The following is a 14,962-nucleotide window of genomic DNA, read 5'->3' on the forward strand; positions in this document are numbered from 1 at the left end:
GAGATTCACATGACCATGACAGTCCCGGAAGAGTTGGAGTTTGACCTGCGCGGCCAGATCTGTCCGTCAACCCTGCTGACGGCACTGCGCGAGGTCAACCGCCACAAAGAAGGGTTGCGCTCGGGAGAGTTGCGGCTCCTTTTTGTTACCGACAACCGCACCGCCACCAGTACCATCCCCGACGCGGTACGGAATATGGGGTATGGGGTCCAGGTCTCTCATGCCGATGGCACCTACCGGATTGACGTCGGTCGCAGTGGCGAAGGTCGCTGATGGGCGGGGCGCGGCAAGCTTCCTCTTCTGGAGCACCCTCACTGCAGCTCTCCCCGGGGGAAGCGGGAAACGATTTTCAGGGCCAGCTGGTCGACCTGCAAAAGCGGGAACGGCTGGCGGTCGGCTACCTGCGGGAGAAGATCAATCAGCTGCTGCAGGTCATGGGGACCTTGCCCTTGCGAGCCGAGGAGCTCGACGATGAGACCCTCTTCGCCCTCGATCCGCTGGGGATCATCGGGGATGCATTCGCCCAGGTCCTTGAGCATCTGCAGCAAACCAACGAAGAGCTCGCCCTCGCCCGCGACGAGGTACGGGCAATCTTTGATTCGGTCGGTGCCGCCATTCTGGTGGTCGATCGGGAGGGACGCATCCAGGCTTGCAACCAGCGGACCCAGGAAGTCTTTTTCCCGGAACTGGATGGGGTGGTCGGGCGTTTTTGCAAGGACATTATCTGCAGGCAGCCGGTTCCACCTTCCAATTGCCTGCTGCGCCATCTCCTCAAGGGCGGAGGGAGAAGCGCAGAGGGCGATTTTACTTTGGATGAACGCCACTTTCACGTCGTGGCGACTACGCTCAGCGATAACCAGCGCCTGGCGAGCCAGGTCGCCCTGGTCTATACCGATCTGACTCAGCGGCGCCGTATGGAACAGTCGTTGCGGGAGACCGAAGAGCGCCTGCGAACCATTGTCGGTTCAGTGCAGGCCGGTATCCTGTTGATCGATGCCGAGGATCATCGGATCGTCGACGTCAACGACAAGGCCGTCGAACTGATCGGGGTGCCGCGATCAGCCATCGTCGGTTATTGTTGCCAGGAGTTTGTCTGCCCGGCCGCCTGCGGGGAATGCCCGATCACCGATCTCGGTCAGGAGGCGGATAACTCCGAGCGCTGGCTGCTGCGCGCCAATGGCGAGCGGGTGCCGGTCCTGAAGACGGTGACGACCATTGTTCTGGGCGGGCGGCGCCATCTGCTCGAAAGCTTCATCGATCTGAGCGCCCGCAAGGAGGCGGAGCAGGCCCTGCAGCAGAGCGAGCGCAAGTATCGTTCTCTCTATGTGAACATGCGCGAAGGGGTGGCTCTCAACGAGCTGGTGTACGACGATTGCGACCGGCCCGTCGACTATCGGGTCCTCGACGTCAACCCGGCCTTTGCTCAGATCCTCGGCCAGGCCCCGGAAGCGATCCAGGGGGAGCTGGCATCGGAAATCTACGGCCAGCCGATACCTCCCCACATGGAGGTCTTCGCCCGGGTCGCCGAGTCCGGGCAGCCCGCCAACTTCGAATCGAAATGGGATCTCCTCGACCGGGAATTCCATCTCTCGGTCTTCTCTCCCGGCGAGGGACGGTTTGCCACCGTGCTCGAAGATATCACCGACCGCAAACACGCCGAGCGTGAAATGGAGCGGCTCGCCTACTTCGATGTACTGACCGGTCTGCCCAATCGCAGCCTGTTCCGGGACCGGCTGGAGCAGGCGCTGGCCCTGGCCGGGCGTGGTGGTCAGCAGGTCGCCCTGATGTTTCTTGACCTCGACCAGTTCAAGGAGGTGAACGACACCCTGGGTCACGCCACCGGCGACCAGCTCCTCATCCTGGTCGCAGAACGGCTCTCCCAATGCGTTCGCCGGAGCGATACCGTGGCTCGGTTGGGCGGTGACGAGTTTGTCATCATTCTCTCCGGGGTCAATGGCGAAACGGATGCCGGCGCCATGGCGCGCAAGGTCCTCGATGTCCTGTCGGCGCCGGTGGCAGTGGCGGAGCGGGAAATTTTCATCACCGGCAGTCTCGGTATCGCTCTCTATCCCCATGATGGCCGTGACGCCGAAGCGCTGATCCGGAATGCGGACGCGGCCATGTACCAGGCCAAGGAACAAGGGGATACCTGCCGCTTTTACACCGCGGCGATGAATGCCCAGGCGCTGGAGCGGCTGCTACTGGGCAACGATTTGCGCCGGGCCTTGGAACGGGACGAGTTTTTCCTGGTCTACCAGCCGCAGATCAATGTCGCCACCGGCAGGATTATCGGCATGGAGGCCCTTATCCGCTGGCGCCATCCGGAGTTGGGGTTGCTCCCTCCAGCCCAATTCATCCCCCTCGCCGAAGAGACCGGTTTGATCCTGCCGATCGGGCGCTGGGTCCTGGAAACCGCCTGCAGTCAGGCCAGGGCCTGGCAGTTGGCCGGGTTCCAGCCGCTGATGGTTTCGGTGAACATCTCCGGACGTCAATTCCGCGAGGCCGACCTTCCCACGACGATTGCCGAAATTCTCGAGCGAACCGGGCTTGATGCCGAATATCTCGAACTCGAAATCACCGAGACGATCCTGATGGAAAATGCGCAGGCCACCCGCAATGCCCTGGAGACCTTCAAGGAGATGGGGCTGCAGCTGGCGATCGATGATTTTGGCACCGGCTATTCCTCCCTCAGCTACCTGAAGCATTTCCCGATCGACCGGCTCAAGATCGATCGCTCCTTTGTCAGCGACATCACCGAACATGCGGATGATGCCGCCATTGCCGAGGCGATCATCGCCCTTGCCCACAGCCTCCACCTCAAGGTCATTGCTGAAGGGGTGGAAACCCGGGAGCAGCTCGAATTCCTGCGAAGCCGGCGCTGTGATGAAATGCAGGGCTTCTATTTTCGGCGCCCGGAGACCGAGACGGTCTTTTCCCAAATGCTCAGCGCCGGGCTCATGGTCGAAGGGGTCTGCCCCTTTGGCGGATGAATTCCACCTGCCTGAATTTCACCTGACTTGCACTTGGAATATGGAGCGGTTACATTGGTACCGCCCCATATCTCCCGTTGGCGAGTCTGCATGAACGATTTTCCTGCGCATATTTCCCCTCACCTTCCGGCACGCATTCCCGACCTGGTGGCTCGCGGCCAGGAGGCCGACTGGCGGGTCGTGCGCCTCGGCCCCCGGCTCGCGGCTCTGATTGGTGGCTCCACCGATGACGGTAGCGGCCGGCGCCTGGAGCAATTGCTCGGGGAGAGCCTTCCCGACCTCGCGGAGCTGGCGCGCGAGGCGGCCGGAAGCGACGAACCGCTGACCGGCATCCCGGTCCGGCTCCGGGGGGCGCAGGGGGCGATGACGCTGACGGTCGATGTTGTCCCCGGCGGACTCAGTGAGGATTACCGGAGTCGCGAAGTCCAATTTTTCTTCACCGAGCCACGGATCCATGCCGGCGCGGACCCGGGCGCCGCGGGGTTGGTCGGTACCAGCCCCGGGTTGCAGGAAGTGCTGCGGAAGATCCAACTCTATGCGTTTTCGGAAGCCCCGGTGGTGGTGACCGGTGAGACCGGGACCGGCAAGGAACTGGTCGCCCGCGCCCTGCACCGGCAAAGTCCCCGTTCCGGGCGGGAGTTTGTTGCCGTCAACTGCACCGCCATCGCTGAGGAATTGCTCGAGTCGGAACTCTTCGGCCATGAAAAGGGGGCCTTTACCGGTGCCCTGCGCAGTCACCGCGGGCGCTTCGAGCGGGCGGACCGGGGCACCCTCTTCCTTGACGAAATCGGCGATATGCCGCTGCGCACCCAGGCCAAGCTGCTGCGCGTTCTCGAGGATGGCCGTATCGAGCGGGTTGGCTCCGAAACCCCGCTCCTGGTCGATGTTCGGGTGGTGGCGGCGACCAACGTTGCCCTCGAACAGGCGGTCGGGCAGGGCCGGTTCCGGGCCGACCTCTATCATCGCCTGTCGGTGTTGCGCATCCATTTGCCCCCTTTGCGCGAGCGTCGCGAGGACATCCCGCTGCTGGTTGGGCATTTCCTCGCCGAATTCAATGCCCGCTACCAGCGCGCCTTGCGGCGCCTGACCCCGGAAGCGGTAGGGTTGCTGCAGGCCTATCTCTGGCCGGGCAACGTGCGCGAGTTGAGAAATGTTCTCGAGCGGGTCTACGTGGAAGCTGCCGGCGAAGTGATCGGCGCCCGGGCGTTTTCCGAGTGGATCCAGGAACGCCAGGACTTTCTGCCCGGGGACTGGAACCTCGAAGCCCGCTCGCGCAGGCAACCCTTGCCGGTCGTCCCCCAGTATCCTCTGGCGACGGATCGGCAGCTGCTGGGTGCGCCAGCGCAGCAGGAAGTTCTGCGGGCCGAGCCGGTCGCGGGACGGCTGCGGCACTCCACCCGGCCGGCGGAACTCGACCCCGGCGAAATCCGGCGCGCCTACCTGGCCACCGGCGGCAACCTGGCTGCCGCCGCCCGTCTGCTCGGGGTCCATCGGGCCACCCTTTACCGTTATCTGGAGCGTTTCGGTCTGACCCGGGCCGATCTCGAATCAGGCTGATGGTTGCGATGCCGGGTTGACCTTCGGCCCCGGTGGTGGCCGGGAAAATAAAAAATGCAAAAATTTCTTGCTTTTCTGAAAGCCACTGTGCTACAAGCGAGCATAGCCAGTTTGTGCAGATTGATTTAGTTGCCCGACAGTTGATGTCAGCAAGTTAAAGAAGACCGCACAGACCCGAAGGGCTGGGTGGTTTTTTTATTGGGAAAACAGCCGACCCGGCTCCATTAAAAAGGTCCACAGATAGGGACCGAGGAGAAAAGAAAATGGCACAAGGTACAGTGAAATGGTTCAACGACGCTAAAGGGTTCGGCTTCATCCAGCAGGATAATGGTCCGGACGTATTCGTGCACTTCTCGGCAATTCAGGGCGACGGCTTCAAGTCCCTGGCCGAGGGCGACCGCGTCGAATTCGACGTGACCCAGGGCCAGAAAGGCCCCCAGTCGGCCAACGTGCGCCGGATCTGAGCTTTATAAAAGACTCAGACAGCTGAAAAGCCCCGCGGGAATCCGCGGGGCTTTTTTTATAACCCTCCCTTTGTTTCTCCTTCTCCCCAAGTCTCCCCCTTTTCGCCAACCATTTCCATGTTGCGACGTCGCAACCTTCGCTTGCGACAGGGGTGCGACGTCGCAAGTCGCATCAATGAAAATGGCCGAATATCATAAATTGTCGAAATAAAAGGAAAATCTACAATTATAAGGTTGGCATGGCGGTTGAAATCAGCAGTGGTCGAATGGAGAGCCGAGCTGGCTCCGCTAACCAGACTCAAAAGGAGGATTCGATCATGGCAAACTGGGACCTGTTCAGAGAAATGGAAAGCATGACCCGCGATATGGACCACCTGCTGCGCGGTTTCGGCCGCGGCGGCAGCCTGGAACCATCCTTTGCCGCCGTTTTCGGCGGACGCGGCTACCCCCGCATCAACCTGCGGGAAGATGACGAAAATTTTTACCTGGAGGCACTCCTCCCCGGCATCGATGCCAGCACCCTCGACATGACGGTACTCAAGAACACCTTGACCATCGCCGGTGAGCGGTCGAACGGGGCCGACCAGCAGGTGACCTGGCACCGGCGGGAGCGTGGCACCGGCCGCTTCCTGCGCACGGTCGATCTCCCCGCCGATATCGAGGTGGACGAGACCAAGGCCGATTACCGCGACGGGGTCCTCAGCGTCGTCTTGCCCAAGGCAGCCGCCGCCAAGCCGAAGCGGGTCGAAATCAAGGCGAACTGATTCGCTGCGGGATAGGTGATCGTTCGAATCTGGAGCATAACTTACCGTTAAAGGAGATGACGTCATGAGTGAAAAGGATCTGACCATAGGAAAAGAAGGCGCGGTTGCCTCGGGGGAACGGCAGGTCGACAGCTGGCTGACGCCGGCGGTCGATATCTATGAAAACGACGAGAAGCTGACCCTGGTGGCGGACCTGCCCGGGGTTCCGAAGGGGCGCCTCAATCTCGGTATCGACAAGGGGGTTCTGACGATCGAGGCCCTGGCGCCGAGTGCCAGCGATGCGAACGGGCTCTACCGTGAATTCGGCACCACCGGCTACTATCGCCGCTTCCAGTTGCCCGATGCCCTCGAGTTCGACAAGGTGGAAGCCGAGTTGAAGGACGGCGTCCTCAAGGTGGTGATGCCCAAGTCCGCCGCCGCCCGGCCGCGAAAGATCAATGTGACGGTACATTGAGGGACCGGACCGGGAGACTGATGCAAAGGGGCCGGGAAGGGCTTCTTCCCGGCCCCTTTGCATCCTGAGACTTGATCGCGCCCAGCGGCAGCGGGTCTTGGTCGCGACCTGGTTCCTGTTATACTCTTTACCTTGTTCAGGCTCTACTCCAACCCGCGAAGAGGAAATTTATGGATATCAACCGGATGACCCAGAAGACCCAGGAAGCTCTGCAGGGCGCGCAGAATCACGCCCTGAAACGCGGCCACGTCGAGGTCGACGGCGAGCACCTGCTGCTGGCCCTCCTGGAGCAGCAGGGTGGACTGGTGCCACGCCTGCTGCAGCGGCTTGATCTCCCCTTGGAGGAGGTCCGGGAGGCGGTCCGGGCAGAGGTGGAACGCCGGCCGACGGTCTCCGGTTCCGGGGTGGAAGCCGGAAAGATTTACGTCAGCTCCCGTTTCAACCGGCTGCTGGTGCGGGCCGAGGAGGAAGCGAAGCGGCTCAAGGACGACTATGTCTCCGTCGAGCATATCCTCCTGGCGCTGATCGAGGAAGGGTCCGGCACCCCGACCGGAAAGCTTCTCAGCCGCTTCGGCGTCGACCGCAATCGGCTGCTGCAGGCCCTGACGGCCGTTCGCGGCAACCAGCGGGTGACCAGCGCCGACCCGGAGGGGACCTATGAAGCATTGGAAAAATATGGTCGCGATCTGGTGAAGGAGGTGCGCAAGGGGAAACTCGATCCGGTCATCGGTCGGGACGCCGAGATCCGGCGCGTCATCCGCATCCTCTCCCGCAAGACCAAGAACAACCCGGTGCTGATCGGTGAGCCGGGAGTCGGCAAGACCGCCATCGTCGAAGGGCTGGCCCATCGCATCGTTCGCGGTGATGTCCCCGAAGGGCTCAAGAACAAGACCGTCTATGCCCTCGACCTGGGCGCCCTGGTGGCGGGTGCCAAGTACCGCGGTGAATTCGAGGAGCGGCTCAAGGCGGTCCTCACCGAAATCCGCGAAAGCGATGGGCAGATTCTGCTCTTTATCGACGAATTGCATACCATCGTCGGCGCCGGCAAGGCCGAGGGTTCGATGGACGCCGGCAACATGCTCAAGCCATTGCTGGCGCGGGGAGAATTGCACTGCATCGGCGCCACCACCCTCGACGAATATCGCCAGCACATTGAAAAGGACAAGGCCCTGGAACGGCGCTTTCAGCCGGTCCTGGTCGAACAGCCGACGGTAGAGGAGACGGTTTCGATCCTGCGCGGCCTGAAGGAGCGCTTCGAGGTCCACCACGGCGTTCGCATCCAGGATAATGCTCTGGTTGCCGCCGCCACCTTGTCGCACCGCTATATCTCCGATCGTTTCCTGCCCGATAAGGCGATCGACCTGGTCGACGAGGCCTGTGCCACCATCCGCACTGAAATCGATTCCATGCCGCAGGAACTGGACGAGGTGACCCGCCGCACCATGCAGCTCGAAATCGAGGAGGCGGCCCTGAAGAAGGAAAAGGATGCCGCCAGCAAGGCGCGGCTGGAAAGCCTGCGCAAGGAGCTGGCCGAGCTGGGGGACCGGGGGAAAGCCCTCAAAATGCAGTGGGAAACGGAAAAAGAAGGGATCCGCAAGCTCCAGGGGTTGCGTGAGGAGATCGAAAAGGTTCGCCAGCAGATCGAGGTTGCCGAACGCAATTACGACCTGAACCGCGCCGCCGAACTGAAACATGGCCGCCTGCCGCAACTGGAACGGGAGCTGGCCGGTTTCGAGGCGCCCAACCTCCCCGGCAGCGAACCGCGCCTGTTGCGGGAAGAGGTGACCGAGGAGGAGATCGCCGGCATCGTCGCGCGCTGGACCGGGATTCCGGTGACCCGACTGGTGGAGGGGGAGCGGGAGAAGCTTCTCAAACTTGATCAGGTCCTGCACCGGCGGGTGGTCGGCCAGGACGAGGCGGTGCAGCTGGTGGCCGACGCGGTGATCCGTGCCCGCGCCGGTATCAAGGACCCGCGGCGGCCGATCGGCTCCTTCATCTTTCTCGGGCCCACCGGCGTCGGCAAGACCGAACTGGCGCGAACCCTGGCCGAGGCACTCTTCGATTCCGAGGAGAACATGGTCCGTATCGACATGTCCGAATACATGGAGAAGCACAGTGTCAGCCGGCTGATCGGCGCTCCTCCCGGCTATGTCGGTTACGAGGAGGGGGGGCAGCTTACCGAGGCGGTGCGGCGCAAGCCCTACAGCGTGATCCTTTTCGATGAAATCGAGAAGGCCCACCACGATGTCTTCAACGTCCTGTTGCAGATATTGGACGATGGCCGGGTCACCGACTCCCAGGGGCGGACGGTCAATTTCAAGAACAGCGTCGTCATCATGACCAGCAATATCGGCTCCGAGTTTCTCCTCGGCGGCGCGACCGCCAGCGGCGAGATCCCGGAGGAGGCACGGGAGCAGGTGCTGCGGGCCCTGCGAGGGAACTTCCGTCCGGAATTCCTCAACCGGGTCGATGACATTGTCCTCTTCAAGCCGCTGGCCCGGGAGGAGATCAAGGCGATTCTCGATTTACAGCTGGCCGATCTGCGTCAGCGCCTGGCCGGGCGGCGCATCGAACTGGAGCTGACCAACGCGGCACGGGACTATATTGCCGCGGTCGCCTACGATCCGGTCTTTGGCGCCCGGCCCCTGAAGCGTTACCTGCAGCATCAACTCGAAACCCGCCTCGGGCGGGCGCTGATCGCCGGGGAGATTCGCGACGGGGCCCGGGTGACCATCGATGCCGGCGCGGATGGACTGACCGTGCAGCATGCCAATCCTCCGGATGCCAGCCCTGACAGCCCCGAACCAGGAAAATAATTTGCAACAATTTAAGGAGGTTGTTAGACTCTGGTGGACAGGATGGAAATGACCTGCGGGGGGGCGAACTGACGGGAGCTATGAGCAAACGCAAACGCTTTGGAGAGATTCTGGTCGAGGCCGGCGCGCTCGATCAGGAGACCCTGGAAAAGGCTCTGACCCAGCAGAAAACGACGGGCAAACGCCTCGGTCAGGTATTGGAGGAGAGCGGCATCATCGCCGAGCGGGATATCGCCGTCGTCGTCGCCCGGCAATTCGGCTTCAAGACGGTCAGCAATATCTCCAAGCACCCCTTCTCGGACGAAACCCTGGCCGTGGTGACCAGCGAGACGGCGTTGAAGAAACTGATCTTCCCGCTCAAGGTCGAGGAGAAGACCCTCTCCCTGGCGATGGTCAATCCCCTCGACATTCCGACTCTCGATGACATTTCCTTCCGCACCGGGCTGCGGATCATGCCCTATGTGACCACCCCGAGCGAGATTATCGATGCGGTCAACCGCCACTATCTGAAAAGCGACCTGCCGGCCGCCAAGGAGTGGTGGACGGTACTGGTCGTCGACGACCAGGAACTGGTCCGTTCCGCCGTGGCCGCGGCTCTGAAGAAAGAAGGATATATCGTGGTCCAGGCCACCAACGGCGCCGATGGGCTGAAAGCAGCGATGCAGCATACGCCGCACCTGATCATCAGCGACACGGTGATGCCGCGCATGGACGGGCTGGAAATGTTTCGTGCCCTGCAGTCGCAGATTGCCACCCGCGCTATCCCGGTAATTGCGCTCTCCTCCCGTGCCGCCGCCGAAGAGGAGGCCCGCCTGCTCGAGATGGGCTACTTCGATTTTGTCGCCAAACCGATCAATCCGGTCCGGCTGGTGGCCCGGGTCAAGCGCGCCCTGCGCGCGATTTACGGCCATTCCGACCCGCGTGGTGGGGGGCAATAGGATACTCCCGGGTCCCGCCACCACCGGGATGTGGAAGAGAAAGCCCTTGTAATATCCCGGATGCTATCTATAATTATTACCAAAGCAGTCTTGATTCGACTGCTGACGCGATGCAACCGAGGAGGACGCCATGCGTATTGACATATTCTGCAAGCCCGAAAGCAATTGCCGTTGCGACCGCACCCTCGCCAACGTGCGCCAGGCCCTGGACGAACTGAGTGTCGAGGCGGAAGTTCACCTCTACCGGGACCGTCGGAAGATGATCGACTACCGGGTCTACGTCGCGCCGGCACTGCTGATCGACGATAATGTGCGGATTGCCGGCCGGGTCCCGGAGGTCAGTGAGATCGCTAGGCTGATTGTCGAGCGCCCCCGCTACCGCCGGCGCATGCAGGAAGTTGCCTGAGCCTGCCTGGAATAGTATGTTGCCAAGCCCCCCGGTCCCAGACCAGGGGGCTTTACTTTTCGGAGATGGTCGGGTAATTTCAACCCGAATTTTCGAAAGGGATGAAATTGCATGGCCACAATACTGCTGGTCGACGATGTCGAGCTCTTCCTCGAATTGGAACGCTCCTTCCTGGCGGAAATGGGGCATCGCATCGTCACCCTGAAGTCCGGAGAAGTGGCCCTGGAGCAGCTCGCCGAGATTGCACCGGACCTGCTGCTGCTCGATCTCTACATGCCCGGCATCGATGGCGACGAAGTCTGTCGCCGCTTGAGGCGAGATCCCCGCTGGGCGCAGCTACCGGTCATCATGGTGACGGCGGCCGGGAAGGACACGGAGATCAGGAAATGTCTCGCCGCCGGTTGTGACGACTACCTGACCAAGCCGGTGAACAAGAAGGAGCTGCTCGAAAAGGTCGAGCGTCTGCTTGGCAAACTCCGGGTTCGCACCGAGCCCCGGGCCCGGATCGATTTGCGGGTGCAACTGCGCAGCACTGGCCGTTGCCTCTCCGCGAGTGCCCGGGATATCTCCCGTAATGGCGTCTATATCCGCAGCGAAGCACTGTTCGATCCCGGGACGGTCGTCGAGGTGACCCTCGAACTTCCGGATGGCCGCAGCCAGGTGATGCTGGGCAAGGTCATGCGGGTAGAGCCCGGGGCGGAAAGGGGGATGGGGATCTACTTTATCCATCCCGAACCCGAAGGGCAGGCAGTCCTCGCCGGATTGATCGGCCAGTGCCCTGCCCCGCTCCCGCCCGCGGCGGATACCGCAACCGGCCCGGCGGCGGAAGCCCTTGCTCGGGCCCGGGAAGAGCAGGCCGGCCGTGAGCTGCGCGAGGAAAACCTGCGCCTGCAGCAGCGTATCCGGGAGCTGGAGCAGGAGAATATCGAGTTTGCCAACCAGATGCTGCGCACCGAAGAGATCAACAACAATCTGACCAACCTCTATATCGCTTCCTCCCGCCTCCATTCGGTCCTTGATCGGGACCAGGTCGTCGAGATCATCCGCGAGATCATCATCAACTTTGTCGGTGCCGAAAAATTCGCCCTATTGGTGCGCGACAGGGAGAGCCCGGTCCTTTACTACGAAATCGGAGAAGGCTTTGACAAGGATGGTTTTCCGGTCGTGAAGCTCGGGGAGGGGGTGCTCGGCCAGGTCGCTGCCGACTGCCGGAACTACTTTGTCGAGGAGCCGGTGGCTGGTGGCTCCGATGACCCACTGCGACCGCTGGTGGCGATTCCTCTCACCATTCATGGGGAGGCCCTCGGGGTGCTGGCGGTGTATCGCCTCTTCAGCCAGAAGGAGCAGTTGCAGGCCGTCGATTTTCAGCTCTTCGCCATGCTTGCCGAACATGCCGCAACGGCGATTTTTTCCTCTTCGCTCTATGCCGCCTCGGAACGCAAGCAGCAGACCTACCGGGGGTTGATGGACCTGCTCCTGAAGTGACCGCTGCACGGGGTCAGGCTCAGGCCACCCATTCGTCCGCCCGCAACCGCCCTGTTCAAGCTTCCGGTGGCAGCAGCAGCCCTTCCGCCACCGCGAACTCCACGATCTCTTCCCCCTCGCTGCGGGAAATGCTGCCGGCAAAAATCGTTTCCGGGGACTGCCGGCCATTGCTGCCGCGCAGCAAAGTCAAAAACGCCTCCTCCAGTGACTCGCAGAGCACCTCGCTTCCCCGGCGCAGGAAGAGACCGGTCGAGCCGACGGGGCGAAACAGCTCGGTGATCTGCTGCAGATCGGGTTCCGCCAACTCCTGCAGGTCGAGAATTTCGTAGTGAAAAGGGACCAGCCGCAGAGTCGGGGCGGTGCGCCAGGAGGTGGTCCAGAGATCCCTTCCGCGCAGCTCTTCCGGGTTCGCCGGCAGGGTCTCGGCGCCGAGCAACGTCTCGGCATAGTGGTAATGATAGCGCAGCAGGTCCTGGGCCGCCGGCCAGAGTTCGCCCCGGCCGCAGGCGCCAAGGCGTGCCGAAACGAACTCTTCCTGCAGCGGGGCGACGCGCTCGGCGGGCCAGAGTTCAGCGGTAGCCAGCTCGGCAGCACTGACCCCCTGGCTGGTAAGGAGCCAGGCGGCAAATTGCTCCAAAAACGCAACCGCGGCCAGGCCAGTCGCCTGCAGCAGGCTGGGGAAAAAAGCAACGGCACGACCGAGGTTGTAAAAAAGGTCGGTCGCTGCCGCCAGGTGGCGGCACTGCTCCATCGCGGCGGCGCTCATGCTGGCGCTTGATTGCACCAGGTAGGGTGGGTCGGGATCTGCCTGCAACCCGAATTCGGCGCGGCGCTGATGCAGGGTGGTGCCGGGGAGGAGCGCCAAGGGAAAGAGGTCGAGATGGTTGGGGCGCAGTGCCAGGGCCTGTTCGAGGCTGGCAGCAAAGCCCTGGTAGTTGTCGCCGGGAAGGCCATAGATCAGGTCGAAACCGAAGGTCGCGCCCGCCTGGCTGAGAAGGTCGACCCGCTCGCGGAAGACCTGGGGATCGAAGCGGCGGTGGATGTGGCGCAGCACCTTATGGTCGAAGGACTGCAGCCCGAGCTGGACCGAGCAGGGCTGGCGTCCGAGCAGACGGGCGGTGGAGCGATCGAGAAATTCGGCCTTGGCCTCGAGGTGGAGCTGCAGGTGCGGCGCTTCCCGGCGCGCCAGTTCCAACAGGGCGCGCCCCCGTTCGGCAGGAACATTGAAGCTGGAGTCGAGAACCCAGACCTGACTGGCGCCGCTGCGGGCAAAGAGCCGCAGCTCCGCCTGCAGGCGCTCTGCCGGGAAGTGGCGCACCCCACTCGTGCCGCGACCGTCGTAGCAGTAATCGCAGGCGAAGGGACAACCGCGGGCGGTCTCCCAGAGAATCCCGCCCCCTTCGGTCGGTCGCAATACCCCGGTCAACCAGGGGGAGGGGAGCTCCGTTGGCAACGCCGGCGTCCGCTCCGGACCGTGGATGATGCCATCCGGCGTGAGCAGGGAAAGGCCGGGAAGGGCGGCCGGTGATTTTCCGGCGGCCAGGTCGCTGCAGAGTTCGGCCAGGGCGGCCTCCCCCTCGCCCCGCACCAGGAGCTGAAAGCCATCGGCGGCGAGGAGGGCTTCGGGGGCGGCGGTCGCTTCGGGGCCGCCGGCCACAAGCAGGGCCGCGGGGAGTGCCTGACGAAGGAGCCGGGCGACGGCCACCATGACCTGGCGGTTCCAGCTGTAGAGGGGAATGCAGACCAGCTGCGGCGCCGCCTGAACCAGGGTGGCGGCGATTTCGGTTGGGCTCTCCCCGGGGAAGAAGTCGTAGAGGACGGCCCGTTCGCGCAGCTTTGGTGGCAGGGCGGCGGCGAGGCAGCCGGCGGCCAGCGGAATCGACTGGTTCGAGGGACGAACATGCAGGGTGGCAAAGACGATCTTCATAGCCTCTCCCGGCGTCATTGGCGGCAGAATCGCGTCAGATGATGATCTCGGCCGGTGGCGGGGCCGACAATTCGGCCGCGCTGGTGACGATTCCGGCCCGTGCAAAGGCGACGTGGAAGCGGTCATAGGAAGTTCGCAGGTCGCTGAGCGCGAGCTGGTAGCCGTAGTTCATCACCATGCTGCGGGCCCGGTTGCTCATCGGGCTCTGGAAGAAGAGGAGCGATTCTTCCGGCCCCGGCTGCATCAACAGGATATCAACTTCCGGGTGATTCTGCTGGTAGTAACGCAGGGCCAGGCCGAGTTTTTCCCGGCTCTCGATCCGGCGCGACTGTTCCCAGGCGTAGTTGATGCCGAGTTCGGCAATGCTGGAACAGCGCCCGTAGGAGAGGGAGGGGAGGCAGGTATGTTCCATGTCGTTGTCAATTGGCATCCGCGGGTTGATGACGACGATCAGTTTGGCCCCTCGTTCGATGGCGATGTCGAGGTGAGAAACCCGCCCGGTCGAGCCGTCGACATAGAAGCTCTCCCCCACCTTGTGCGGTTGGAAGAAGTAGGGGATGGCGCAGGAGGCGGTGATCGCCTGGCAGATGTGCGCTTCGCGATATCCTTCGCTGCCGAAGACAACGCGCTGGCCGCGGTCGAGATCGTAGGCCGGGATGTAGAGTTCCCGCTTCAGCAGGCGGAAATCGTCGATGATCCCCTCCTGGCGAAACGACCGGCAGAGATAGGCCTGCAGGGGGTCCAGGGAGAAGAGGCCGGCGGGGAACTGTTCCTGGATGATGTGAATCAGATCGTGCGGGGAGAAGCCCCAGCGGTTCTGCCGGTAATAGCGGTAGATGCGGTAGAGGTTGCGCAGCACCCGGCCGATGGCGAAGAGGGTTTCGCGGGTTTCGAGCCGGTAGATGTCGCGGCGGCGCCAGTTGAAGACGTTGCTTTCCTCGTTGGCGATGGCCCGGAACAGGGCTTCCGGTTCGATCCGGTTGGCCATCAGGGTGGCGATGACCGATCCGGCGCTGATGCCGATATAGAGGTCGAACCGGCAGGGGGAAAAACCGCGCGGGAAGAGCCGGCTCAGGGCAGTCAGGCAGCCGATTTCGTAGGCGGCGCCCATGATGCCGCCGCCGGCCAGGACCAGGGCTGTCTTTGTCCGTTTGGCCATAC

General features: G+C 62.8%; 12 protein-coding genes. 10 read left to right on the forward strand and 2 right to left on the reverse strand.

The window, feature by feature from the left end; translation table 11 throughout:
• The first annotated feature begins 9 nt into the window (after positions 1-9).
• The 10 genes from ACYQ8E_RS14250 to ACYQ8E_RS14295 all read left to right on the forward strand — a co-directional run bounded on the left by ACYQ8E_RS14250 (position 10) and on the right by ACYQ8E_RS14295 (position 11,874).
• Positions 10-273: a sulfurtransferase TusA family protein gene (locus ACYQ8E_RS14250; RefSeq protein ID WP_066723989.1), complete on the forward strand. Its 264-nt coding sequence runs from the start codon at positions 10-12 to the stop codon at positions 271-273.
• The gene (locus ACYQ8E_RS14255) at positions 273-2,990 is read left to right on the forward strand and encodes a sensor domain-containing protein (protein ID WP_066723997.1); all 2,718 of its coding nucleotides are present in this window, start codon (positions 273-275) and stop codon (positions 2,988-2,990) included. The genes ACYQ8E_RS14250 and ACYQ8E_RS14255 overlap by 1 nt, the downstream gene beginning before the upstream one ends.
• A 90-nt stretch (positions 2,991-3,080) precedes the next feature.
• Entirely contained in the window at positions 3,081-4,547 is a 1,467-nt protein-coding gene (locus ACYQ8E_RS14260; protein ID WP_066723999.1) for a sigma-54 interaction domain-containing protein, read from the forward strand.
• 263 nt (positions 4,548-4,810) lie between these two features.
• Positions 4,811-5,011, forward strand: a complete 201-nt coding sequence (locus ACYQ8E_RS14265; RefSeq protein WP_066724002.1) for a cold-shock protein — start codon at positions 4,811-4,813, stop codon at positions 5,009-5,011.
• A gap of 317 nt (positions 5,012-5,328) precedes the next feature.
• Positions 5,329-5,775: an Hsp20/alpha crystallin family protein gene (locus ACYQ8E_RS14270; RefSeq protein WP_066724005.1), complete on the forward strand. Its 447-nt coding sequence runs from the start codon at positions 5,329-5,331 to the stop codon at positions 5,773-5,775.
• Positions 5,776-5,839: 64 nt separating this feature from the next.
• Entirely contained in the window at positions 5,840-6,229 is a 390-nt protein-coding gene (locus ACYQ8E_RS14275; protein ID WP_066724008.1) for an Hsp20/alpha crystallin family protein, read from the forward strand.
• 170 nt (positions 6,230-6,399) lie between these two features.
• Positions 6,400-9,045, forward strand: a complete 2,646-nt coding sequence (gene clpB / locus ACYQ8E_RS14280) for an ATP-dependent chaperone ClpB (RefSeq protein WP_459861145.1) — start codon at positions 6,400-6,402, stop codon at positions 9,043-9,045.
• An 80-nt stretch (positions 9,046-9,125) separates the two neighbouring features.
• Positions 9,126-9,983 (forward strand): response regulator, encoded by an 858-nt coding sequence (locus tag ACYQ8E_RS14285; RefSeq protein ID WP_459861149.1) that lies wholly within the window; start codon positions 9,126-9,128, stop codon positions 9,981-9,983.
• 130 nt (positions 9,984-10,113) lie between these two features.
• Positions 10,114-10,389, forward strand: coding sequence for a thioredoxin family protein (locus tag ACYQ8E_RS14290; RefSeq protein ID WP_066724014.1), 276 nt, complete (start codon positions 10,114-10,116; stop codon positions 10,387-10,389).
• Between the two features lie 111 nt (positions 10,390-10,500).
• Positions 10,501-11,874: a response regulator gene (locus tag ACYQ8E_RS14295; protein ID WP_459861152.1), complete on the forward strand. Its 1,374-nt coding sequence runs from the start codon at positions 10,501-10,503 to the stop codon at positions 11,872-11,874.
• Between the two features lie 55 nt (positions 11,875-11,929).
• Here ACYQ8E_RS14295 and ACYQ8E_RS14300 read toward each other — a convergent pair whose 3' ends face one another.
• Together ACYQ8E_RS14300 and ACYQ8E_RS14305 are read right to left on the reverse strand one after the other, a co-directional pair.
• Positions 11,930-13,801 carry a B12-binding domain-containing radical SAM protein gene (locus tag ACYQ8E_RS14300; RefSeq protein ID WP_459861156.1) on the reverse strand — a complete coding sequence of 624 codons (1,872 nt, stop codon included), beginning with the start codon at positions 13,799-13,801 and terminating at the stop codon, positions 11,930-11,932.
• 34 nt (positions 13,802-13,835) lie between these two features.
• A complete protein-coding gene (locus ACYQ8E_RS14305) occupies positions 13,836-14,960 on the reverse strand; it encodes a patatin-like phospholipase family protein (RefSeq protein WP_459861158.1) in 1,125 nt (374 codons plus the stop codon).
• Positions 14,961-14,962: the final 2 nt, after the last annotated feature.

Source organism: Desulfuromonas carbonis, assembly GCF_054658035.1.